Origin of the sequence: uncultured Murdochiella sp., assembly GCF_902488755.1 — a bacterium.
In the GTDB taxonomy this organism is placed as follows: domain Bacteria; phylum Bacillota; class Clostridia; order Tissierellales; family Peptoniphilaceae; genus Murdochiella.
Window position 1 is genome coordinate 1 of the sequence record NZ_CABTXF010000015.1, and the last position, 20,442, is coordinate 20,442.

A 20,442-nucleotide genomic window follows, 5' to 3' on the forward strand; every position below is an offset into this window, starting at 1 on the left:
CGGTCTATGTGATGCAGCAGACCATCGTGATTAAAGATGATTCGGTCGATTTTCGCGCCATATAGCTCATCATTGCCAAATGTCCACCGTCCCACAGCGGTCGATTTGTTCTGTAACAGACGATTGGGTAAGCCGTCGGCGTACACTTCAACGCTATGGCTACGAAGCGTCGGCTTAACATAGTCAGGGATTCGAAGTTTTATTGTTCTAAAGTCGTAGGACACTTCCGATCCATCTGCGGTTTTTGATGCCACGCCTACAGCAAAATTCGTCTCGACAAGCGTCGGCATACGCTCTCCAAAAAATGGTAGATCCGGCGTAAATGTCCATGTTTCTGTACCGGAAGTGTTTGAAAATTCGCCATACGTATAGCGTGTGTTGCCTATGATAACTCGCTTACTGTACTGTAAAACGTTGTTGTTCTTCTTAACCGTTACCGCAATGGTATCTTCTCCAAGCACGCAAGCGGAACCATTCGTCGCCGATTTTCCGTTAATGGTTATACGGACTAAATTCGCTCCCTGATAGGATCGGTTAATGGTTATGCTTTTCGATGTGGTAAGCCGCCCAAAGCTCACGTCACTATCAAAGTAGGCAGATACAGCAACTGATCGAGATGCCCCATTTCCGTAGCTTACCGTTTTCTGGGCAGAGCCAATCCACTGCTGACTTTGCTCCGTGTCAAAGCCGTGGCTAAAGGAATATTCCGTCCCGTCGATGGTGATCGCACCGCTTGGAGACCAGTGATTCCATCCGCCGGCAGTATCACAAATATATAGATTCGCCGTGATAACGGAGGATTCGATTCCATTTGACGCTCGTAAATCAAGCAGTAAATATGCCAAAGATTCCACCCCCTTTCTACGATGTATAGTAGGTCGTTAAGTGATCGACCCCGTCGACAATGCGCATTCTCTCTTGGAATTTCCCGGTGCTGTATGGGGAATTGATCTCGACCATCGTTGTGCGAACATTGGTTACAACAAGGTTCTCTGCGTTAAAATGTCCACGTTTTGCCGCATCGACCAAAAAGGCAATCTCTTCCGGTGCGAGGGTAAGCGCTACAAAGCTTCCTTTCCTGCCGAGAAGTACGTTTCCGCCATCTACCCAGATATAACTCTGCAGATCCTGCAGATTCGATTCAATCGCAGCTAATCGGCTTGCCATTTTACTTTCCCACTCCGAATTGAGCTTTTCGATTTGCGTCTGGACATTGGCTTCATACGCCGCCATGATTTGCCCTTCAAGCTCGGTTATGACACCGTCTGCATACTGCTTCGCCGCTTCCGCCTGTGCATCGGTGTAATTGCGAATCTTGGCAGCCTCCGCGGCGATATCGGTCTTTGTTGCATCGAGCATTAAGCGGATCTGCTGACTGGTCATGCACTCCGGAGTGGAAATCTCTGTACGCCCGTCCGTATAGGTGGTTTTAATACGTCTCCACACGTAAATTTCGGTACCAACGTTTGGAGGTTCTTCTGACCACCCCTCATTAGGTGCGCTTTTCCCGCTGGTCGATACCGCATACTCGTAAGAGGCACTTTGTACGCCAATCCCATCTTTTCCGGGTTTCCCCGGTTCACCGTCTTTACCGGGCGTGCCATCTTCTCCGGCCTCGCCTTTATCCCCTTTATCGCCCTTTAGGGTCGCCTTGACCGCCGAAGAAAGTACGAAGCCCTGATCCGGACTATAGGTCATTGCGCCGTTACCAAAGTTCAAAGATTTCGCATTAAAATCGATATATCCCCAACCACCCTCCAAACGACCGGCGCGGATGAGATCGGCGGTAAAGCCGTCACCGGTACCGAAGGTGCGAAAATCCCAGGAACCGTTTGGCTTCTTTTTATTGGCTATGCGAAAACCAAGCGCGCCAAGATTCATCGCCCATTTCGCCTGGCTCTCGTCCGGATTATCGGTAAAAATCATCCCCTCTTCCGGACTAAAACGCACGTAGCTTGTGGACGTCTTAAAGGCATCGTTAAGTCCTTGTACGACCATATCGACAAAAGTCTTGTGATTTGCCAGAGCGTCGAGCGCACCTTCTTTTAGGCTGATACGCTCAAGTGTCTTCTCCATGCCAGAGAGACGATTATCAAGACCTTCTCGGATGCTGCCGAGCTTGATTTTTGTTTCCTCTTCCCCATCCAGATCGATCTCAAGCTCCATCACACGACCCGTTAATGCAAGCCCTAACTCTTTATCGCGTATGCGGACCGTATCGCCAATCGCAACGCCTTCAAAATCCATGCCATAGCTTTTTAGATCGATCACGGTTGCTTCATACTCAATGCTGGGCGTGGACAAGATCTGCATGTCTTTTTCCGCCGCCCGTTTTAGTTCCCCGGCGTCATCGATGCTGTCATAGACCTTGACGGCCGAAAAAGGGTCGCCATTGTATCCGTAAAGGCTTTGTGCAGCGGTGTTTTCGATGTAATCTTTTCCGTTATTTACCGAGGAGATAGAAATGCGCCGGCCATACCCCTCTCCGACGGATTCTCCTTTCCCGTACGGGTATAAGCGCGTTACGACATCTTCTTCTTTCACTTTCCGCTTAATCGACGCCATATCTTTTCGGTAGCTGAAGCGCTTCCCGTGATCTTCACCAACACGATCGGTAAGAACGATGGTTCGTATGATTTGATTTCCTTCCACACGGATTTTTGTATAAAATTCGCCGCCAAAAGTCTTTAGCGTTTCTGAAAGGGCATCATAAGGCGAGATATGGTAAAAAGACAGACTTCCGGTTGCCGAAAGGTCACATTCCCATTTCCACGCAGTGCCTTCCGTGATGATCTCCACTGCCTTCGATGGAGAAGAAATATTTCTCCGGTCCATGATCGGATTTTCGCCACGAAGACGAATCAGGCTATTTTCTGCATAGATTTCATGCTCAATTCCGTCTTTGGTATGCACCGTCATAATCGAGGAAACGATGAACTCGTGCCACTTGCTTCGATCGCCCTGGTATAGCAGGCGGTATCCTTTTTTCACTTCGCTTTCCACGACGGATATGGAGACAGTATCCAGACCGCCAACGACGTAGTGATGCGTCGCTTTCCCGATCAGATTTTGTGCACGGTTTCCATTTAGGTCGTATACGATGAAGTTCATAGGCGTCTCCCTTCATACGATAGGGATGCGCCGGTGAGCCCAGAGACGAAAAGCGTATTACTACCAGGATAAAGCCATGGAAAATCGGATGCTGGTGGAATCTTTGGCATGCAAAGAACGTTGTTTTCTCTGTAGGTTTCCTGCTCTGTGTCGATGAATGCTGCTATACCATTTGTTGCTTGCAGTATGGTCATTTTCTCCGCAGCCGTTTGATTAAAGAGCACAACACTCTCGGAAGAAATGTTTCCACGCACTTGAATCGGTGTCGGCTCTGTCCCGTCATAGAAAATATGATTCTCTCCGTCTTTTAGATCCATCGTCGTCATGCTTCGATCTCGACTAAAGCCATCCGGCAGCAGGAAAGAGCATTCCAACAGAAGCGTTGTCGCTTCTATGTCCTGATCTAAATCATCTAAAATCGCCATATCGTAAGTGAGCGGCTGATCGGATAGCTCTAAGCGCTTTGGCGTATCTTTTTCCACATACGCCCGGAAAGCGAAAAGGCTATCCCGAAGGCGTTCTCGGGCAAGAAAAAACGGCGTATTTGCCTCAGCGATCTGGCGAATGGTGACTTTAAGTACCCTTTCCATTCGATTCTGCCGACGAAAAAGCACCCCGTTTTTCCCCGGGATGCTCTGTGTGGTATTTTCAATTTTTGGCATTGCAGGACGCTCAATCTTTTCAACGACGTAGCCGCGCATGAGTGGTTGGCCATCGTAGCGCATCCTAAGAACTTCGGTTAGTGGCCAGCTACACATGACGCGTTCTCCTCTCTCTTTCCATTAAGCGCTGCAATTCTTCTGCGATGCGCGGAATATCCGCCTCTTCTCGGACGGTCGCTTGCGATATATAGACGTTTACGGTGTCCTGTGTTTTCTCTCCTCCGCCAACACGCTTAAGCGCAGCGTTGAAAAAAGCATCGAGCTTATGCGTAGGAACAACAGCTTCGGATCCAGCTTCGCCGACACCAATCACCGATGGACGGTCAAAGATACCGCCTTCTTTGTACCAGTCAATGCCTACATGCGGCGGAAAGTTGCCAGAAAACGGATTGATTGATCCACTAATCGAAAAGTGCGGCATTGGAATATGAATGTTCCGAATAAAACTGACGATTCCGTCCCATATTCCGGTTATTGTACTTCTAACGGAATTAAACGCGTCAGAAACAGCTGATTTGATTCCATTAACAATTCCAGAAATTGTGCTTTTAATCCCATTCCAAATATTCGATGTGGTATTTTTAATCCCGTTCCAAACGCTATCAACCGTTGATTTTATGTCGTTAATAGCACCGCTCACTCCCGATTTTATTCCGTCCCACACGCCTGAAATAAATCCTTTTATTCCGTTCCATATTTCGGATGTTTTTGTTTTAATTCCTTCCCATGCACCAGACACAGATTGTTTAATGCCATCAACAATACCTGCAATCGATTGTTTCAGATTTTCCCAAGCTGCGGATACCGCTGCCCACACGGCTTTTGCAGCCGCCTTGACCGTATCCCAGTTCGCAATTAAAAGCGCGGCCGCTGCAACGACAGCACCAATAATTAAGACAATTGGATTTGCTGCTATAAATGCGCCAAGACCACTAATCGCAGCGCCTACACCGGTAAACGCTCCAGTAATCCCCGCAATAATCGGTGCTGCCGCAGTAAACGCCGCCGACAACAGTCCGAACACAACGATAGCTCCAGTAATCGCTAATGCAATAGCGGTTATCGAAACGATCGCAACTTGAATATTCGGATCCATATTCGCAAACCACTCTGACGCTTTTTGAATCCAACCTACAACGCGTTCAAGTGCTGGCGCAAGCGCATTTTGTATGTTCGTTCCAATTGACCCTAACGCAATGTCAATATTATTTGACGCAATCGTCAGTTCATCCGCGGGATCCTGCATCTGGTTAAATGTATTTTCAACCGCTCCGGCCGTGTCTGACGCTGCTTTTGATAAGTTCTCAAAATTAAGTTTCCCGTCCTGCGCGGCCTTAAGCATTAAAGCTCCGCCTTTTATGCCAAAGAGTTCCGACGCCTTATTTAGTTTTTCAGTGTCAGAAGCTCCCGAATTTGCAACCGATGAAAAATCTACCAGCGCATCTTTTAACGTTTTTCCTTCTTTGGCAGCTGTCGCCTGCGCTTTTGTAAGATAACTCAGCGCCTTCGAACCATCGATTCCACTTTGTTCAAACTGCCCCATAAGAGAAACCGACTCTTCAAAGGATAAACCCATCTGATCAAGAACCGGGGCGCCTTTGGTTACACTATCGAACAATTTATCAACAGAAACGCCGGTTGACTGTCCTACTGCGGTTACAGCATCGAGAACGGATCCTAATTGTTCCCCCGATAGTCCAAACTGATCCATGGCCGCACGTGCCTGCTGTGTAGCATTTGTAACATCTGCACCGTTGATTTGCGCGTACTTAATTAAAAGCGCCGATGTATCTTCCAGCGCCTGACCCTGCAAGCCAAACTGCGTATTGATCTCGCCGATTGCGTTTCCTACCGTTTGCGCATCTGTTGGAATTTTTGAGTACACTCGGTTAAAGGATTCCCCCATCGCGTCAGCCGCCGCGCCAGTAGCACCAGTTTTAGCAACGATGATATCCTGCCCTTCATCAACCTTCCCCCAAGCCTCTGCAATGGCATTAAACGCCTCTAATGCCGCATCCTTCAGCTTTCCAAAAAGATTGATAGCCGCGTCAAGACCTGAGATACTAACAGCACTTTTTTCGATTGTATTTAATTGTTCACCTGTTTGTTCCGCCTCGTCCCCAAGCTTATCAACCCACTTGCCAGAATCTTTCGCGGATTCCTTTAGATCTTCAAGAGAAACGCCTTTTCCGAGTTCCTCAAGACGTGATCGCAGTTTTTCTGCGTCCCCACCGGTTCCAAGCATCTCTTCGCCAACTTTTTTAAGCGCCTCTTCCATCTGTGCAGATGTGCCTTCGCCTTTTTTGAAGGCTTCTACAACGTCTTGACCAATGAGGTCTGCAAAATCATCCACACTCTTTCCAGACTTTTGAAAGATCGTTGTTAGACCACTTGTAGCTTCCGATAGACGTTTCTGCTCACTCTGCGAAGTTTTGAGTTTTCCTTCGAGGCTTCCCAGTTTCGATTCCGTTGTGATGATCTCGCGTTGAAACGCTTCATATTTCTCCGCACCAAGATTTCCGCTTTCAAACTGACGTTTGATGTCCGCTTCTGCGTTCCTTAAAACGCTTAGTTTTTCTTTGGTAGCGTCAATCTGTTTTTGCAGATTTCGTTGCTGTTGGGCGACAAGTTCTGTATTTCCGGGGTTGAACTTTAACGCTTTCTCAATCTCTCGAATGGATTTTGAGGCGTTATTTGCCGCCATGTCAGATTTTTTAAGAGAATCTGTTAATTTTGTAGTATTACCATCTATCTCAATGGTAATACCTTTAATGTTTCCGGCCATCCCGCCTCCTTCCTTGGTATAAGAAAAGCGCCCCGATAAGAGACGCTTTTCTTATAATAGATCGTTACTCCATTAACGATTGAATGATGTTGTGGAATAGTTCTCTTTTTTTTCTTCGGTTGTGCTGCTTTCGATGCTTTTCCGCGGCTCGGAACCTCTTAAGCGCTCGATCGGATGCTGCGATTTTTTTACCCGCTAATGAGAGATACGTATCATGTTTTTCAATTATGATTTTTTGCTCTTCTTCAAACGTGAGTTGTTTAATATCCGCGCTTGGAGGATTGTAATACATGAAATAAGCCTGAATTGCTTTTAATACGTTTTTAACTTTTCCCATAGCAAATCCTCCTTTCTTGGTTATCAAATTATACCCATTAAAAACGATCGAAGTCATCTTGTGTCGCAAAGACTTCTGTATCTTCTTCGTCATCATCTGCCATCTGATTGTTGTAGGCAATACAAAAATCCAGAATCTGCCCCGGATTCATTTGGTCAAACGAATCAATAGAAAGCCCGCGCGAAGTTGCCCCAACCATCAAGGTTTCGATGGTTATGCTCGATGTGCCTTTTTTTTTGACGGCGTTTTCGGTTCAACCGTTGTACCAAAAGCCGCCGTCAAAACATCGATTATTTGAGGGAAAACCTCTCCAATCGGGAACAAATCAAAGCTATCAAGCCACGTCAAAAGATCCGGAACATCCGGATCCGCTGAGCGTGCAAGCACCCACAAAATATCATAAAGAACATGTGTGTCAAGTTTTGAGTAATCCAACCCATCCTTTGATGTGATTTTAGAAAGACCAACAATATCCTGAATAGGATCCCGGCACGTCATCTCCTTATATCGAATCAGAAAACCGCCGGTGCATTTGAAAGAAACTTGTTTGCCATCAATCGTAATTGTCTTTTCCATTTATCACGCTCCAGTGACCACGCCTGGGTCTTGGACGGCAGTAAAAAATTTATCATAAACCGCCGCTCCTTGTTCAGCTTTTGCCTTAATGATTCCATCTGAAATACGCGGGATTGCGGTAAAATCAAAGGAGTCTGTCTTTGGTGTAACTTTATCCGCAACGGTTTCGCCCTCAATCTTCGGACGTGTAGCAGAGCAACGATAAACGATATGCCGTGTATTTTTCTCATCCCCTTTGAACTGGAATGCCATAGCAAATTCTTTCCCCATGTCGTCCACATTTTCAAGCATGAGACCTGTCTTTTCATCCAGTTTCATGCCAAGAATCTTGGTATAGAAGTCGTCATTAAGCATCGCAATTTCGAGCGAACCTGTGTAACCATTGTTTGCGATTGCCGTGTAATACGGGACATCATCCGCATAGAATGGATCGCTGGAGCCGCTCGGTTCGAGAGATAGCGTTACTGCACCAGGAAGCGCGAATCCCACGCCGTATTTTGTTCCTGTTGAATCATCTTTTTCAATCGGGAAAATGTGAACTTGTGAAAGTCCGTATTTTACTTTATTCGCCATTTGTAATCTCCTTATATCTCAAAAAAGTAGTTATGTTGGTACATTCTCTCGTCTTCGATGTAGTAGGTTGCCTCGTCTTCCCAAATAAATCCCATCTCATCGAGACGTTTTTCAATCTTTTCCTCAAGCTTTGGATCTTTGCTTTTGAAGTACAGCTCAAGGCGTATGCGCGTCTGCTTCGTCCATACAGATTCATCTGCAATAAACGTTTCTTTCCCTTCATCTACAAACACCATGAAAGGAAGGCTCGTCGGCTGCGTGAAATGATCATAAGCAAGAGGAATATTCACTTTCTTTAGACCTGCGTATAACTCTTCAAAAGTCATCCCAGTTTCTCCCGTAGTTTCTTTTCGGCTTTGTCAGCGAGTCCTTCCTCTACGGTGGCAATATGCGGAAAAGCCTTCACCCTTCCGCCGTTCGGTTTTGCGTGTCCGTACTCCAAAAGATGCGTGAGGCGGTAATGTTTCTTGTTATGGACGATTTGCTTTTGGATCCCAAGTGTTGCGGATTCCGTTTTTACAGACCACCCTTTTCGATAATCACCAGATTTGTTTTTGAAATCTCCGGCTGTTTTAAGCTCGTCTACCGCCTCTTTCGCCGTTTCTTTTAGAACTTCATTTGTCGCTTTTACCACCTCATCCGAGTATTCATAGATCGCATCGCCTATCGCTTTTGCAAGATCAATTGCCATCGCCGATTGCCTCCCCGTACGTGATGATCGTTTTATCCCCACGTGTTTGCGTATGAAGGATTCGATATACTCTTCCGGAAATTTCGACATCCTCTTCGTTACGATACTCAAAAGTATAGATTTCGGCTCTTCCGGCGATTCGAAGCCCTTCTCGGCGAGCACGGATAGAAGAATCCAGGCTTACTCCGTATGAGTTGGCATAGACTCTTCTTTTTTGTGCGATACGCTCGCCTTCGTCCGAAAAAGCGCCTGGCTTTGTCTCGTATCGAAGAAGGTAAAGAATGAGGTTACTGCGCATTTCTGTACTCCGCTGTGTTCATCATCTTGTGCTTTATTGACTCGTAGGCTTCGGAAAACCGCTCCGCTTCCGGATTATCAAAACCGAAGTTGGCTTTGCAGTAAATCATAACGGCAAGCTCAAAGAGCGGATCGCCCTCCAGCTTAATACCGGTTGAAAGCAGATCCGCCTTTGCCGCTGCGATGAGCGTTTGAACCTCTTCGTTGATGCCCTCGTCATCGGTGGAGAGTCGTAAAGCAGCTTTTGCTTTTTGAAGAAGATCCATTATGCCCTCTCTTTCAGCACCCCCGCTTTTCGTACTACGTCAAGACGCTTCTGGTCCACAGCATTCGCTGGATAGATCTCTCCAACGGAAAACTTTTTTTCCAGCTCGGTATCAAAAAAGGAGACGCACACCTCATACGATGCGCTCTCCTTCTTTACCGATTTCTTCTCGGCCATATCACACCGCCTGCGTCAGGCTAAGTACAGCGAAGGCCTTTTCATCCAGCACGTTGCCATCGGCGATCATATACGCCACATAGTCGGTTTTGCGCTCCTTCGCATGATCTTCGGTTGTCATCGACATCTCTTCATTGACGTTAAAGAGATAGCCAACGCTCGGATTGCCGAAGAGAATTTCATCGTCCTTAAGCGACGCATCTTCTTTCACAACGAAACCGAGAGCATTTCCCACACCATCGGCACCCGCCGTCGCTTCAAAGAACGGACGTCCGTTTGCATCCAAAACATTTGCCAGAACCGTCCAGATGGTTGTGGAGTTTGCATAGAGTTTTGCACCCGGCTTATAGCTGGAATGCACTTTGGAAACGAGATTCAGCAACTCCGAGTAGGTCACAGTTCCGGTCTTTGCGACGTTTACTACTTGATCCTTTACCTTCTTTACGGCGGTAAGGATGCCCATCGGCTGATTCTTGCCGTCCCCTTGCGTAACCGCAGTGCCAAGAGCGATCGAGATGCGCTGCCCGATTTCACGGATGAGGAAGTTCTCAAAGTCATCCATGGCCATCGCGCGAAGTTTCCAAGAAATGGTGACGGCTTTTGACAGTTCGTGTCCTTTGAGCACGACATCATCGAACGTGTTTTTCTCGTCCGCCGTCGGCGTTGCTTCCACGTACCAAGCGGCATCGCCCTCTTCGATTGCCTTGTGCTTTACCATGCGCAGTTCGCCCTTTACGTGCAGACGGTTAAGGTCTTCCAACACACCGTAGCCTTCCATCGCACGCGCCCAGATCTTATCCTGCGTTTCTCGCGGAATCACAATTGAGGTGTTGGTGGTGTCATGCGTGAAGGCATCGCTAAAGGCCTTGTTCTTCGACGCAATCAGCGACGCTTCTTCCTGATCCAGTTTCATGCCACGAACGGCGTTCATAAATGCTTCTTTGTACGTTTTCTTCATCATCGTGCCTCCCACTGTGTGCAATGCTTTCGGTTCTGCTTCGTTCTTAAATGTCAAACCGCTACGGTTGTTGACTTCATTAAATTGGACGTTCTCTTTTTCGACTTTTTCTGCGCCCCCTTCCTTCTTTTCGGGTGCTTTCTCTTCTACTTTGGCTTCGGATTCGGCTTTTTCAGCAGAATAATTCATCACAGCTTCGATGGATTCCGCTTTTTCCGGTTTGACTGCTTCGTCTTTGATAATCAGCTCTCCCTTTTCCAGATTCAGTTCCATTTTGTTTTTCATCTTCATCGCTTCCCTCGCTTTCTCAATGGTGTCCTGGCTAAGCATTTTAGGGCCTGCCACGAACTTCAATGTGTTCATATCATCAAAAAGGATCTCATCCACAAAACCCTTTTCGAGCGCTTCCTGTGGTGTGAGCCACGTTTCATGATCCATAAGATCTAAGAGCTCCTCTTCACTAAGCTTCGTCTTTAGTCTGTAGGCATTGGCAAGCGTCTTATCATAGCCTGCAAGAACATCCGCCTCATGCTCAAAATCATGTTTATTCCCTTCTGAGTAGGAAGAAACATTGTGGATCATGATCTGGCCTGTCGGCGTGATTCGAATGGTGTCCCCCGCCATAGCAATGATGGATGCCATGCTTGCTGCGATGCCGGTGATTGTCGTTGTGACCTTCCCCGGATAAGACTTTAAGGCTGTATAGATCTCACTTCCGGCGTATACATCTCCGCCATAGGAATTGATCTCTACTTCCACCTCTTCCTTCCCGGGCAGTAGAGCAACACTTTTGGGCGATGTATACGTAATGCCAAGCCACTCATATACGTCTGCAAGATCATCCGGGATGATGGTTCCTTGAATTTTTATCTTCATCTATACCTCGTTTCTATTCATTCGTTGGGCGTGTATCGAGTCGGCGTACAAACGCATCTCCGCCATCGTATGGCTCATAGCCGAACACTTCACGGACCTCGTTAGGTGTCATAATGCCGCGATCCACCATTTGCGTAAGCTGCAATTTTGTATTCATGCTCGCAAAGGTAAGATTGGCGGACGTGAAGAGAATTCGATTTCCATAGCCTCGTTCTTTTCGGGAAAAAAGTTTGCGCGTAAACTCATTAGAAAACTGAACAAGTTCAGGCTCGATACAGCTTTCAAAATATGAAATCCACTCATCCTCTGTGAAAGAAGAGTTGACGATTTTTTCATTCGTATTGAAAAAGGCGTAGACGCGCTTGATAATTCCCGACGATTGCGCCGCATTTGGAACATAGGCTTCACGGCTATTGACCTGCGAGATATCGGCATCCGCGCCGACCGCCGCAACGCCACCTGTTTTAGATTCTGTTGCGGTATAAATCTTTGCGAATTGCTTTGCCCGACCCTCAAGATCCTCCGGACGGTACGCATTCTTATAGTGCAAGAGCCAACGGATGAGCCCAGAGTTCTTAATGGCGTTGACCATCCCCTCATCGCTCGTTGCAACAACGTCCATAAGCTGCGCAAGGGCTGCTCCTGGCGGTTCGCCAAGAAACACATTCGTTCCGTAGTCTTTTCGCAAGTGGATAACATTTGCGTACTTCGCAATCCAAGGTCTCCCGTCGTGCATCGTGAATTTCAGATACAGCTCACCGGATGCATCGCTTGTCATCTCAAAGCTACTGCAGTCAATCGGGTAGATTGCCGTCGGTACGCCATCCCCGCGTTCAATATAGGCAAAGGCGTTGTTGTTTAGCTCCAGCTGCACCGTAAGCTTTTCTTGCAGCATTTGCCCGGTCATATAGGCGTTTGGCTCTTCCAGCAAAAAGCGCATCGCCGCACGCTGGTTTACTTTCATCTTCCCGGTTGTCTGGTCTTTTTCGATGTGCTTCGCCAAAGCCTTTCCAATAGCGCGTGCTTTTGGACGAATCGCCGCACGTATGACATCCGACTCATAGATCTTCCCACGAAAGCCGAAGAAATTCCCTTGCCGCTGCGTTATCATTTCGAATTTTGTTTTCGTCGGGCTTCGTGAAAAAGCACTCCGTAAACGATTAAAAATGTCCATATTATCCCCCTATGAGATTGGCGTACTCTTCTAAATGCCGATCACGCACCACATACGCATCAAGAAGTGCTGCGAAACCATCAATCCGTCGATTCTGGCTAACCGCCTTAACTGGCTGAATATTTCCGTTCTTATCCTTCTCAATGGCAACATTGGTCATGCACCACTTAAGAATCGGGTTGTTGTTGTAGATGATCTTGTGCGCTGCAAGATCGGCTCCCAGCGCATACATCGGCGCAGATAACGTCTGCTTGCCCTGCCGAACCGGTTCCAAACAGTACTCTCCATAACGGCTCCTCAGATCTTCCACAAAGTACTGTGCGCTCCATGCGTCATAGCCAAACCAAGAGACGAAAATGTCGTAGGTGTTCCGTAGTTCTTCAAACCAACTCACGATATCTTTGTAGTTGATGATGTTCCCTTCGCAAATGCGCATCCATCCCTGGTCAATCCACTTATCATAGGGAACCCGATCCTCTCGCACTCGTCGTTCCACCAAGTCCGCCGGCATCCAGAACATCGAATGCACATAAAGGTTTGGATCCCCAGAGGTCTGGAAGAGGATACATGCGGAGGTGAGATCGGTCGTTCTTGAAAGATCAACGCCGGCAATGGCATAGCGCGGTTTCATTTTCATCAGGTCAAAGGTTCTTCGATCGTCGATATCTTCAAACGATAGCCAAGCTTCACCGCTCGTTTCCGGTATGTTAAACTCCTTGGTCAGTAGGTTCTTGACTTGTGAAGGATTGTGTTTTGCGCGCTCGACTTTTTCCGATAGCGCCTGAATGCTTTTTGACACGCCAAGATTCGGATTCGCTTTTATCCATGCCTTTGCATCGGTCCACTCACTTCTTTCATCCAACTCGTAGACGAAGGGAAGCGTGCGCAGGTCTTTATAACCTTCCGGATCTTTGTAGCCGTTTAGTATCCGCTCCATTTCTTCATAGATTTCATCGTAGATATCCTCCCGAACCACTCCGGCGGTTGAAGTCATGAAAATCATGGGTTGGTCACGTGCCGTTATGCCGTCTGCCATGATGTTGTAAAGCTGCCGGCCGTTTTTCCACTGGTGAAACTCGTCCATGAAAACGCCGTGGATATTGAGACCGTCCAGCCTGTCGGTGTTGGAAGCAAGCGGCTTGAAAATGCCGTCCATCTGATCAAACGCAATCTCGCTAATCGTTGAGCGGGTGCGCTTGCGAATCGCTGGCGCTTTGTTTCGCATCCGCTTTGCTTCCGTCCACACAATCTTTGCCTGATCTCTTGTCGTGGCTACCGAGTAGATCTGTGGACCTGCTTCCCCATCTGCCATGAGAAGATAAAGTCCTACGCCGGAAGCGATGAAGGACTTCCCGTTCTTCTTAGCGACAATGAGCACCACGCGCTGGTACTGACGAAACCCGTCGCTATCCACAAAGCCAAATGCCGCTTGCAGGAGCGCTTTTTCCCAGAGCTCAAGCTCGATAAGCTTTCCGCCCCACCGACCTTGTGAGTGGCGTAAATAGCGCTCAAAAAAAGCGAGGATGTGACTCCCTCGCTTCTCATCAAAGAAAAACCCGTCCTCTTCATTTTTCATCTTCCAGCGCAGATGCTCCAGCACACGCTGTATTTTCTTTCCCACAACAATCTTTCCCGATTTAACGGCATCTGCGTACTCCAGAACATAGTTTGCCACGGCTAAAGCCCCGCAAACGATTCAAAGCCATCGTCCTTGCCGATAAGATCATCCTTTGGAAGCTTCTCGTCCAGCTGCTTGATGATGTTTTGGTAGTTTCTCACCATCTGTGCATGTTGGCGAACAACCGGACGCTCTCTTTCGTAGGGATCCGTCTTCTCGGATTGTGAGAAAAGCTCCACACGGCCACCAGCAAGAATGTCATCTCGCATATCTTCAAGCTCAATTCGCATAAAGGCCGCTTGATCAATGAGCCCATCCACAATCGCCAGGCTATCTGCCGGCAGATTTTTATAGCGTTCTCGTAATCGTTCGTTTTCACGGCTAATTCGTGTAGTTTTCTTTACCTTCCGCATCCTTTGTCCTCCTTTCTACACATAGGGGGGTCTCGCGCGATACCGCGCTAAAAATTAAAGTCCACCTCTCGGTCCTCCAGACCGCATGGTTGAGCCGTTTTTAGGGGGCTATCTGGAAATTAAATTCCCTTCCTCGTCGAACATACAGTCCTCTCTTGTTGATGCCCCCGCGTGGTGCTCCTCGTTGTGACAGTCCTGGCAAAGATACTCAAGGTTCTCAAAGTTAAGACTGACCATAGGGTCGTTGATGTTCTCCTGTGTCAGGTAGCAGGTGTGATGTACGATCTTCCCCGGCTTAAGTCTTCCTTTCGCACGGCAGCGCTCACATAACCCGTGCACGCTTGCAATGTATGCAGCCCTGCACGCTTCCCATGCTTTGGATTTGTAGAAGGTCTTCGCCCATGCACGTGCCATACGCTCCTCCGCCGAATATGAAAAGAGACCGACACCCCACCGTGCCGATCTCTATTTCTCTGCCTATAGAATAGCACGGATCGAATGGGCAAAATGGGCATTTTTTATTCCAGCCCATTTCTGCGAAGAACTTCATAATACGTTCGCGTTACGGTTCGCCTAGAATATCGCATGGTGTACGCAATCTCCTCAAACGTCATACACTCCTTGCACCGAAGCTCGACAATTTCCTGCACTCGTGGATCCTCAAGAGACGCGATGAATCGGTCTATCTCTTCCAGTAGCTCCATCAGATACCGTCGTCGATCCAAGAGTCTCTGTCGGTAACGGTTCTTCTTATCCATGTAAGAGGCGAGTATTGAATCAATGCCATGCGGAAAGTTGGAATGCGCCGGATTAAGAGATAGCGAAAGCGCCTGCACATCGCAAGGCGGATCTTCTTCCAGCTCCTTTAGCTCCGCCTCATCACGTGCAATCCGCCGCCTTATGGCGTGAACAGATTCTAACTGCTTTCTTGTGAGCATTCTCACCTCCCATCTCGCCTATGTACGCCGATCGAATCATCACTGCATGAGCCTATCCTCGGTGAAGACAGACTCGCCTAAGCGGAAAAATTGAAAAATAGGCATCTCTTTCTTTTTCGCCAGGTCAATCTCTCTTTTCATGCCGCTGGTGATTACATCGGACAAGACGAAAAGAGTATCGCATCTTTCTACCACTTCAAGGCACATCGACATCGCCTCTTCCCGATCTGTCACGTCGTCCAGATAGGGAAAAAGAAGATGCGGAATGATGGGCAGAAAGCCTTTCTCGTGCGCCATTTTGCCAAAATCGATCGCGACCTTTTTATTTTTCTCCACATCTCCTGCGTATGGTGCGCAGATGTATGCCGCAGGTTTTCTTTTCTCTTTTTGCTCAAAAAATACAGTCATTTCTTCTCCTGTGCGTTTTCACTAAGATCCAGTTTCCCTGTCATCAAAAGCGGAATAAGCGCGTCTCTAAGCTCCGCCAAATACTGGCTTTCAGAATTATTTAAGTACATCAAATGTGACATCCACATCGGCAAAAGAACGCGGAGCATCTCCGATAACAACTCCGGATCATTGTTTTCAAATTTAAGCTCATTCTTCTTTTTTGAAAAAGTAATCCAATTTTCTTTTATCAGTGTCTCTCCTGTTGTCTTTTTAATTGCTTTTCTTAACTCGTCCTCGCCGTTCTCTAACTTTTCCTTTTCCTCTTTCAAAAAGTAGATTCCCAGTTCCTTCGCCAAGGTTTCATTCACGGTTATCTTCAATACGTTACGATGCCTGCGAATACGGTTCAAATCTTGCACGATATCTTTTAACGAACGGTAATTACATCCTGCACTGTATTCTTCATCAATAAAAATTCTCGGTTGCAATGAGAAATTCTTATCCTTTACTTCGTCAAGCGTTACCCACTTGCAAGTTCCCGGATATTCCGCACCGTTTAAGCATTCCAGTATTTTATCTATAGCCGACTCTTTTATCACATTGATTGTTTTTTTATATACTCTGTTTGTGTGTGCTGCAGACCCATATTGCCCTTTTTGCTTTCGCGTGTCTTCGCTTGTCAGTTTTGAAGCATCGATAAAACAGATTTTGTCTTTTTTGTCATGGCTTAAAAGTAGCAACGAAACGGGAATATCAGTAGATTCAAACATTTTCTCCGGAAAAGAAATCACCGCCTCCACGCATCTGCTTTCGATTATTCCTTTTCGTATTTCACCCTCTGTTCCCCCAACCGTCAGTGCAGCGTTCGGAAGTAAGAACACAGCCCGGTTCTTTGAAAGTCCAAAGCCACGTAGGATAAACGCATAATTCGCATTTTGTTTCGGAACAACATAATCGCCCATTTTTATAGTGTCGTTCCCATCCCACGTCATGTTATATGGTGGATTCGATAATAGACTGGTCAATGTATTTCACCTCCGAAAACCGTTCGCTTGGTGTTACGTAATATTCCGCTGTTTTTATATTTTGCAGCGCATCCCCCACAACAACTCTTGCCGACATGTTGCGAATTGCAAGATTAAAAAGCAAATACGGAATTACTTTTTTGTCCAGTTCATAACACGTAAACCGTTTGTTCGGGTCATGATACCAGGCTTGAATGGCAAGCGCTCCGCTTCCCGCGCAAAGATCGATGACTTCCTCTTCCTTTTCTACCAATCGTCCCATCAACGAAGCCAATGTCTTTGGCGTAAAATCTTGTTTTTTTTCTTTTCTATCGGCTTCATAGTATTGCCATACGCCTTGCAAATAATCTGTACTGAGATCACCGCCAAACAGTTCTATCACCGCAGACATTGTTTTCTCATTGCGTGACAGGATGTCTTTCATCATGTTCTTCCCCAGTTCGTCTACCGAATCCGTCCTGAAAATACGAAACAGCCCGTCTCGTATTTCTGTTAGTTCAATATCCATCGCTTTTGCCTGTTCGTTCGTATTCCCTGTCATTTCTTCTCCTCGTCCGGAATGAAAATTCCCCTGTCCCCAATATCGACACCGATCTCGCGCTTTAGCTCAATGCGACAATCTAACAAGTCAAAATATCCTGCTTGCAGGTCGCCCACCATACTGCCGAGTCTTCGCATGACGCGAAGCATCCTCGTTTTCCCAAAGTGAAACTCGTCTCGCAGTGCGATGTAGGTCATCCAGAATAAAAGCGTCACGCACTCATTGACCGCCTGTTGATAGCCCATGCGCTTGTACTGCTCAATCTGCGAAAGTGTCACCTGATAGAGTGGCTCTTTCTTCTTTTTCTCGCCTTTTCTCATCAAAACACCTCTTCCAAAACAACCTCTGCCCGTGCCTCACCGTCTATTGCGTAATGCTTTGTGATACGGCTTTCAACGATCTGTGCATCGTCCTTGTAGGCGACCTCGTTTAGTGCATCCAGTATTGCCTTTGCGCAATTGTCCACATCCGGACGCTTCGTGTGCTTGATTTTCCCCTCCGCAATGCGCCGTCTCTTGCTTTTTGAGTAGCTCTCCGGAATGGGGAAGTAAAGGTCAATCGTCGCAACAATCGCAGAATCGCCTAAGTACTCACCGACGGTCAGGTTATAGACATCTTGCACGAGTGCTTCATAGTCCTTCGTCTTTTTTGGCGTGTAGGTATGCCCCCTAACAACGCGCGGTCTCGCCTTCGGAACGGGAACGCCTGGAATCGTGAATTTAACCTTCATTCTGCGCCGTCCTCGTAGTCGTCAAACATGTTCATCTGTGCGCCCGCTTTTCTTGCTATCATTTGTCCACTTTCCGCCGTCGTAACCATAAGCCCAACCGTGGAGTCGTCGCGATTAAAAACATCATCCTGCGCTGTGACTTTAATCTTGTAGTCAATTGGGCTTATTAGTTTTTCGTTTTCTCCAAGCGGTGGCATATCGTCGTATACCGTTCCTTCGTCAAAATTCATCGTGACGGATACTTTTGTCTTTCGTCCTTCTCCCGCAGCGAGTACCGCAGAACGAATGGCAATATCTAAATCCGTTTTTACTGTTGAAAGCCACGGATTATCAATCCCAAGCTCTTTATTTGTTATTTGCATAGAATTCCTCCAGTCTCTTTATCGCTTCATCTGGACGTTTCCCGCCGTTTTTAACCCAGCTGTCGACTATCCGGACAATCTCTTTCCCTGCTGCCTCGCGTGCCAAGCCGCTCAGGTAGCCCTTGACGCTAAAAGCCCGACGGTTTCTTTCGACACCGTCACGAAGCCACTGCTTTTCACGTTCCTTCTGCGTGTCGGATTTGAATGAATCGTCGTGTAACGCTGCAAGATCTCTCGCTTTCCTCGCGCTATCTCGTGCCGCATTCCCGTCTAAGGCTCTTGCGATATAGGCAAAACTAACGTCCGTTGTCCCTCGCCGATATAGCTCACGCATCATGTTCAGTACAGCGTCCTCTCCATGTTGCGCAACCGTTGTGAAAATGAGATGACTTATATTGGGCATGATTGGCTGATGACTGAAATGTTGTTGATAAACTTGTTCCACTTTGTCTGTACTAACCACGCGCAGGCACCTCCTTTCGTTCTATGTGCCATGCTTTATAAACCTCATATCTTGAAGTTATGAGACTTATACGCCAAAGAGTGAATATTTAAGATCACGTTACTATTCGTAGTAGTGTATTAACTTAAAACATACTTTCTTTACTTCCTTTACTTTACTTGCTATAAATTTTTGTAGCATTGCCATAAAAATCTGTAGCATTGCCATAAAATCATGTTGCATCTGCGTCATCTTTGTCGCCCCAGCGCTGTTCAGCACCTCTTCTTCCTGCTTCGGAACGTCTGCGGCGTTTTTCATCTTTCACGTTCATGCGGCGTAGGAAACTGTCGGAGTAGAAGCACTCACCGTCCTCGGTGAAGGCAAATAACCCGAACTCTTCAACTACCTTTTTTACTTTCGAGGCGTCCACACGAAGGTCAAAGGCTATCATGTTATAATCTTTGACACTCATGTAATTCGCGTCCTCTCTCATCCGCTCAAGAATCATGAAGTAGATCCCGTATCCTTCGGCGCCAAGCGCCATGCGCAGATTGACGATTTTTGAATCGTTTCGGGCGTTGGCGTCATGTGAAAAATAATTTGTCATTTTTGCCATGTCCGATAAACACCCTTTCTTATGCGATTGGCTCAAATCCTTCTAAAAAGCCCTCTGCCTCCTTGCTCATCTCCGGCTTCATACCTTCTGTCTCGTCAAGAATCTCTCCCGTCTCTTCGTCCACGTGTTGCCAGGCGACATCGACGACATTTTCATCAATAGCAGTCTTAGCCTGATCGTCCTTTACGACTGCCTCATCGATGGATGTTGCGCGCTGCAATTCGACGGACATGGGTGCGTATTTTAAGACTTGCTTGAGTACTGTCTTTTTAGCCATCGCATCAAAATCGGTTTTCCACGGTCCGTTGTTGTACGTCTTCGAGAATTTCCGTCCATGCGCCTCCACCTCTTGGCGTGTCATGTAGAAAAATCCGCATCCGCCGTTGGTGAGTTTATAGACCGCATAGTATCCGGTGACTTTTCCTCGGTCGCCATCAAGGTAGGGGATATGTGTTATCGTCTCTTCGATGCCGTAGGCGATGGAAAATTCGTCCTTTTCTCGTACCTCATGGGCGTAGATGGATTTGTACTGCCCGGATCGCATCGCAAGGTCGATGAGTCCTTTGTAGCCGATTTGGAATTGAATTTGATTTCCGTAGGGGATGAGGTACGCCTGTCCAAGCGGCGTGTTCGGTTCAAGGCCAAGCTGCGCCGACTGCATCATCGCGGCGATAAAGGACACCGGATCCGCCTTCTGTAGTTTTGCATTCCCGCTAAAAGCGGTTAGCGCCACACGCTGGAAACGCTCCGATTTAATGTTTTCCGGTAGTGCCATCTTGATTTGCTGTGCCATCGCGTTAAGTAGCCCGCGCATACTTTCTGTTGGGCTTAATTTCCCACCGTCTTTTTTCGCCTGTAAGGCTTGCTTCGCATCCATCGTCATGT

At 47.2% G+C, this 20,442-nt stretch carries 28 protein-coding genes; all 28 read right to left on the bottom strand.

Features of this window, described 5'->3' with window-relative positions; all coding sequences use genetic code 11:
- On the bottom strand, positions 1 to 845 hold an 845-nt coding region (locus RDL68_RS02750; RefSeq protein ID WP_308540145.1), incomplete at its 3' end, for a hypothetical protein.
- 16 nt (positions 846 to 861) lie between these two features.
- Positions 862 to 3,111, bottom strand: a complete 2,250-nt coding sequence (locus RDL68_RS02755) for a phage tail spike protein (protein ID WP_308540146.1) — start codon at positions 3,109 to 3,111, stop codon at positions 862 to 864.
- Complete coding sequence (locus tag RDL68_RS02760; protein ID WP_308540147.1) at positions 3,108 to 3,869, bottom strand: distal tail protein Dit; 762 nt, start codon at positions 3,867 to 3,869, stop codon at positions 3,108 to 3,110. The genes RDL68_RS02755 and RDL68_RS02760 overlap by 4 nt, the downstream gene beginning before the upstream one ends.
- Positions 3,862 to 6,558 (bottom strand): phage tail tape measure protein, encoded by a 2,697-nt coding sequence (locus tag RDL68_RS02765; protein ID WP_308540148.1) that lies wholly within the window; start codon positions 6,556 to 6,558, stop codon positions 3,862 to 3,864. The genes RDL68_RS02760 and RDL68_RS02765 overlap by 8 nt, the downstream gene beginning before the upstream one ends.
- 64 nt (positions 6,559 to 6,622) lie before the next feature.
- Positions 6,623 to 6,895 (bottom strand): hypothetical protein, encoded by a 273-nt coding sequence (locus tag RDL68_RS02770; RefSeq protein WP_308540149.1) that lies wholly within the window; start codon positions 6,893 to 6,895, stop codon positions 6,623 to 6,625.
- 37 nt (positions 6,896 to 6,932) lie between these two features.
- Positions 6,933 to 7,094, bottom strand: coding sequence for a hypothetical protein (locus RDL68_RS02775; protein WP_308540150.1), 162 nt, complete (start codon positions 7,092 to 7,094; stop codon positions 6,933 to 6,935).
- A gap of 14 nt (positions 7,095 to 7,108) precedes the next feature.
- Positions 7,109 to 7,471, bottom strand: a complete 363-nt coding sequence (locus tag RDL68_RS02780; RefSeq protein WP_308540151.1) for a hypothetical protein — start codon at positions 7,469 to 7,471, stop codon at positions 7,109 to 7,111.
- Between the two features lie 3 nt (positions 7,472 to 7,474).
- On the bottom strand, positions 7,475 to 8,044 hold the full coding sequence (locus RDL68_RS02785) for a major tail protein (RefSeq protein ID WP_308540152.1): 570 nt from the start codon (positions 8,042 to 8,044) through the stop codon (positions 7,475 to 7,477).
- 11 nt (positions 8,045 to 8,055) lie between these two features.
- The gene (locus RDL68_RS02790; RefSeq protein ID WP_308540153.1) at positions 8,056 to 8,370 is read right to left on the bottom strand and encodes a hypothetical protein; all 315 of its coding nucleotides are present in this window, start codon (positions 8,368 to 8,370) and stop codon (positions 8,056 to 8,058) included.
- A complete protein-coding gene (locus tag RDL68_RS02795; RefSeq protein WP_308540154.1) occupies positions 8,367 to 8,735 on the bottom strand; it encodes an HK97 gp10 family phage protein in 369 nt (122 codons plus the stop codon). The genes RDL68_RS02790 and RDL68_RS02795 overlap by 4 nt, the downstream gene beginning before the upstream one ends.
- Positions 8,725 to 9,033, bottom strand: coding sequence for a hypothetical protein (locus tag RDL68_RS02800; protein ID WP_308540155.1), 309 nt, complete (start codon positions 9,031 to 9,033; stop codon positions 8,725 to 8,727). Before RDL68_RS02800 ends, RDL68_RS02795 begins: the two co-directional genes overlap by 11 nt.
- Complete coding sequence (locus tag RDL68_RS02805) at positions 9,023 to 9,298, bottom strand: head-tail connector protein (RefSeq protein ID WP_308540156.1); 276 nt, start codon at positions 9,296 to 9,298, stop codon at positions 9,023 to 9,025. The genes RDL68_RS02800 and RDL68_RS02805 overlap by 11 nt, the downstream gene beginning before the upstream one ends.
- Positions 9,298 to 9,474 carry a hypothetical protein gene (locus tag RDL68_RS02810; protein WP_308540157.1) on the bottom strand — a complete coding sequence of 59 codons (177 nt, stop codon included), beginning with the start codon at positions 9,472 to 9,474 and terminating at the stop codon, positions 9,298 to 9,300. Before RDL68_RS02810 ends, RDL68_RS02805 begins: the two co-directional genes overlap by 1 nt.
- Position 9,475: 1 nt before the next feature.
- On the bottom strand, positions 9,476 to 11,308 hold the full coding sequence (locus RDL68_RS02815) for a head maturation protease, ClpP-related (RefSeq protein ID WP_308540158.1): 1,833 nt from the start codon (positions 11,306 to 11,308) through the stop codon (positions 9,476 to 9,478).
- A gap of 13 nt (positions 11,309 to 11,321) precedes the next feature.
- Entirely contained in the window at positions 11,322 to 12,482 is a 1,161-nt protein-coding gene (locus RDL68_RS02820; RefSeq protein WP_308540159.1) for a phage portal protein, read from the bottom strand.
- 1 nt (position 12,483) lies between these two features.
- Positions 12,484 to 14,157 carry a terminase TerL endonuclease subunit gene (locus RDL68_RS02825; RefSeq protein ID WP_308540160.1) on the bottom strand — a complete coding sequence of 558 codons (1,674 nt, stop codon included), beginning with the start codon at positions 14,155 to 14,157 and terminating at the stop codon, positions 12,484 to 12,486.
- Positions 14,158 to 14,159: 2 nt separating this feature from the next.
- Complete coding sequence (locus RDL68_RS02830; RefSeq protein ID WP_308540161.1) at positions 14,160 to 14,513, bottom strand: hypothetical protein; 354 nt, start codon at positions 14,511 to 14,513, stop codon at positions 14,160 to 14,162.
- A gap of 108 nt (positions 14,514 to 14,621) precedes the next feature.
- The gene (locus tag RDL68_RS02835; RefSeq protein ID WP_308540162.1) at positions 14,622 to 14,927 is read right to left on the bottom strand and encodes an HNH endonuclease; all 306 of its coding nucleotides are present in this window, start codon (positions 14,925 to 14,927) and stop codon (positions 14,622 to 14,624) included.
- Between the two features lie 104 nt (positions 14,928 to 15,031).
- Positions 15,032 to 15,451, bottom strand: coding sequence for an ECF-type sigma factor (locus tag RDL68_RS02840; RefSeq protein ID WP_308540163.1), 420 nt, complete (start codon positions 15,449 to 15,451; stop codon positions 15,032 to 15,034).
- A gap of 39 nt (positions 15,452 to 15,490) precedes the next feature.
- Positions 15,491 to 15,859, bottom strand: a complete 369-nt coding sequence (locus tag RDL68_RS02845) for a DUF4406 domain-containing protein (RefSeq protein WP_308540164.1) — start codon at positions 15,857 to 15,859, stop codon at positions 15,491 to 15,493.
- The gene (locus RDL68_RS02850; protein ID WP_308540165.1) at positions 15,856 to 16,803 is read right to left on the bottom strand and encodes an N-6 DNA methylase; all 948 of its coding nucleotides are present in this window, start codon (positions 16,801 to 16,803) and stop codon (positions 15,856 to 15,858) included. Before RDL68_RS02850 ends, RDL68_RS02845 begins: the two co-directional genes overlap by 4 nt.
- Positions 16,804 to 16,834: 31 nt before the next feature.
- Positions 16,835 to 17,407, bottom strand: coding sequence for an N-6 DNA methylase (locus RDL68_RS02855; RefSeq protein WP_308540166.1), 573 nt, complete (start codon positions 17,405 to 17,407; stop codon positions 16,835 to 16,837).
- Complete coding sequence (locus RDL68_RS02860) at positions 17,404 to 17,727, bottom strand: hypothetical protein (RefSeq protein ID WP_308540167.1); 324 nt, start codon at positions 17,725 to 17,727, stop codon at positions 17,404 to 17,406. Before RDL68_RS02860 ends, RDL68_RS02855 begins: the two co-directional genes overlap by 4 nt.
- Positions 17,727 to 18,137: a RusA family crossover junction endodeoxyribonuclease gene (locus RDL68_RS02865; protein WP_308540168.1), complete on the bottom strand. Its 411-nt coding sequence runs from the start codon at positions 18,135 to 18,137 to the stop codon at positions 17,727 to 17,729. Before RDL68_RS02865 ends, RDL68_RS02860 begins: the two co-directional genes overlap by 1 nt.
- Positions 18,134 to 18,499 carry a hypothetical protein gene (locus tag RDL68_RS02870; protein ID WP_308540169.1) on the bottom strand — a complete coding sequence of 122 codons (366 nt, stop codon included), beginning with the start codon at positions 18,497 to 18,499 and terminating at the stop codon, positions 18,134 to 18,136. Before RDL68_RS02870 ends, RDL68_RS02865 begins: the two co-directional genes overlap by 4 nt.
- Positions 18,483 to 18,962: a hypothetical protein gene (locus tag RDL68_RS02875; RefSeq protein ID WP_308540170.1), complete on the bottom strand. Its 480-nt coding sequence runs from the start codon at positions 18,960 to 18,962 to the stop codon at positions 18,483 to 18,485. Before RDL68_RS02875 ends, RDL68_RS02870 begins: the two co-directional genes overlap by 17 nt.
- Positions 18,963 to 19,173: 211 nt before the next feature.
- Positions 19,174 to 19,557 (bottom strand): Lin1244/Lin1753 domain-containing protein, encoded by a 384-nt coding sequence (locus RDL68_RS02880; RefSeq protein WP_308540171.1) that lies wholly within the window; start codon positions 19,555 to 19,557, stop codon positions 19,174 to 19,176.
- A 19-nt stretch (positions 19,558 to 19,576) separates the two neighbouring features.
- Positions 19,577 to 20,440, bottom strand: a complete 864-nt coding sequence (locus tag RDL68_RS02885; RefSeq protein ID WP_308540172.1) for a recombinase RecT — start codon at positions 20,438 to 20,440, stop codon at positions 19,577 to 19,579.
- Positions 20,441 to 20,442: the final 2 nt, after the last annotated feature.

Bases quoted from the DNA above. Each gene is read 5' to 3' on its own strand.
- RDL68_RS02880 (WP_308540171.1), bottom strand. From the start codon at position 19,557: ATGGCAAAAATGACAAATTATTTTTCACATGACGCCAACGCCCGAAAC.
- RDL68_RS02760 (WP_308540147.1), bottom strand. From the start codon at position 3,869: ATGTGTAGCTGGCCACTAACCGAAGTTCTTAGGATGCGCTACGATGGC.
- RDL68_RS02770 (WP_308540149.1), bottom strand. From the start codon at position 6,895: ATGGGAAAAGTTAAAAACGTATTAAAAGCAATTCAGGCTTATTTCATG.
- RDL68_RS02845 (WP_308540164.1), bottom strand. From the start codon at position 15,859: ATGACTGTATTTTTTGAGCAAAAAGAGAAAAGAAAACCTGCGGCATAC.
- RDL68_RS02785 (WP_308540152.1), bottom strand. From the start codon at position 8,044: ATGGCGAATAAAGTAAAATACGGACTTTCACAAGTTCACATTTTCCCG.
- RDL68_RS02800 (WP_308540155.1), bottom strand. From the start codon at position 9,033: ATGCGCAGTAACCTCATTCTTTACCTTCTTCGATACGAGACAAAGCCA.
- RDL68_RS02820 (WP_308540159.1), bottom strand. From the start codon at position 12,482: ATGGACATTTTTAATCGTTTACGGAGTGCTTTTTCACGAAGCCCGACG.
- RDL68_RS02835 (WP_308540162.1), bottom strand. From the start codon at position 14,927: ATGGCACGTGCATGGGCGAAGACCTTCTACAAATCCAAAGCATGGGAA.
- RDL68_RS02865 (WP_308540168.1), bottom strand. From the start codon at position 18,137: ATGAAGGTTAAATTCACGATTCCAGGCGTTCCCGTTCCGAAGGCGAGA.
- RDL68_RS02870 (WP_308540169.1), bottom strand. From the start codon at position 18,499: ATGCAAATAACAAATAAAGAGCTTGGGATTGATAATCCGTGGCTTTCA.
- RDL68_RS02775 (WP_308540150.1), bottom strand. From the start codon at position 7,094: ATGGTTGGGGCAACTTCGCGCGGGCTTTCTATTGATTCGTTTGACCAA.
- RDL68_RS02840 (WP_308540163.1), bottom strand. From the start codon at position 15,451: ATGCTCACAAGAAAGCAGTTAGAATCTGTTCACGCCATAAGGCGGCGG.
- RDL68_RS02855 (WP_308540166.1), bottom strand. From the start codon at position 17,407: ATGACAGGGAATACGAACGAACAGGCAAAAGCGATGGATATTGAACTA.
- RDL68_RS02790 (WP_308540153.1), bottom strand. From the start codon at position 8,370: ATGACTTTTGAAGAGTTATACGCAGGTCTAAAGAAAGTGAATATTCCT.
- RDL68_RS02780 (WP_308540151.1), bottom strand. From the start codon at position 7,471: ATGGAAAAGACAATTACGATTGATGGCAAACAAGTTTCTTTCAAATGC.
- RDL68_RS02830 (WP_308540161.1), bottom strand. From the start codon at position 14,513: ATGCGGAAGGTAAAGAAAACTACACGAATTAGCCGTGAAAACGAACGA.
- RDL68_RS02885 (WP_308540172.1), bottom strand. From the start codon at position 20,440: ATGACGATGGATGCGAAGCAAGCCTTACAGGCGAAAAAAGACGGTGGG.
- RDL68_RS02810 (WP_308540157.1), bottom strand. From the start codon at position 9,474: ATGGCCGAGAAGAAATCGGTAAAGAAGGAGAGCGCATCGTATGAGGTG.
- RDL68_RS02860 (WP_308540167.1), bottom strand. From the start codon at position 17,727: ATGAGAAAAGGCGAGAAAAAGAAGAAAGAGCCACTCTATCAGGTGACA.
- RDL68_RS02755 (WP_308540146.1), bottom strand. From the start codon at position 3,111: ATGAACTTCATCGTATACGACCTAAATGGAAACCGTGCACAAAATCTG.
- RDL68_RS02850 (WP_308540165.1), bottom strand. From the start codon at position 16,803: ATGGGCGATTATGTTGTTCCGAAACAAAATGCGAATTATGCGTTTATC.
- RDL68_RS02795 (WP_308540154.1), bottom strand. From the start codon at position 8,735: ATGGCAATTGATCTTGCAAAAGCGATAGGCGATGCGATCTATGAATAC.
- RDL68_RS02765 (WP_308540148.1), bottom strand. From the start codon at position 6,558: ATGGCCGGAAACATTAAAGGTATTACCATTGAGATAGATGGTAATACT.
- RDL68_RS02815 (WP_308540158.1), bottom strand. From the start codon at position 11,308: ATGAAGATAAAAATTCAAGGAACCATCATCCCGGATGATCTTGCAGAC.
- RDL68_RS02805 (WP_308540156.1), bottom strand. From the start codon at position 9,298: ATGGATCTTCTTCAAAAAGCAAAAGCTGCTTTACGACTCTCCACCGAT.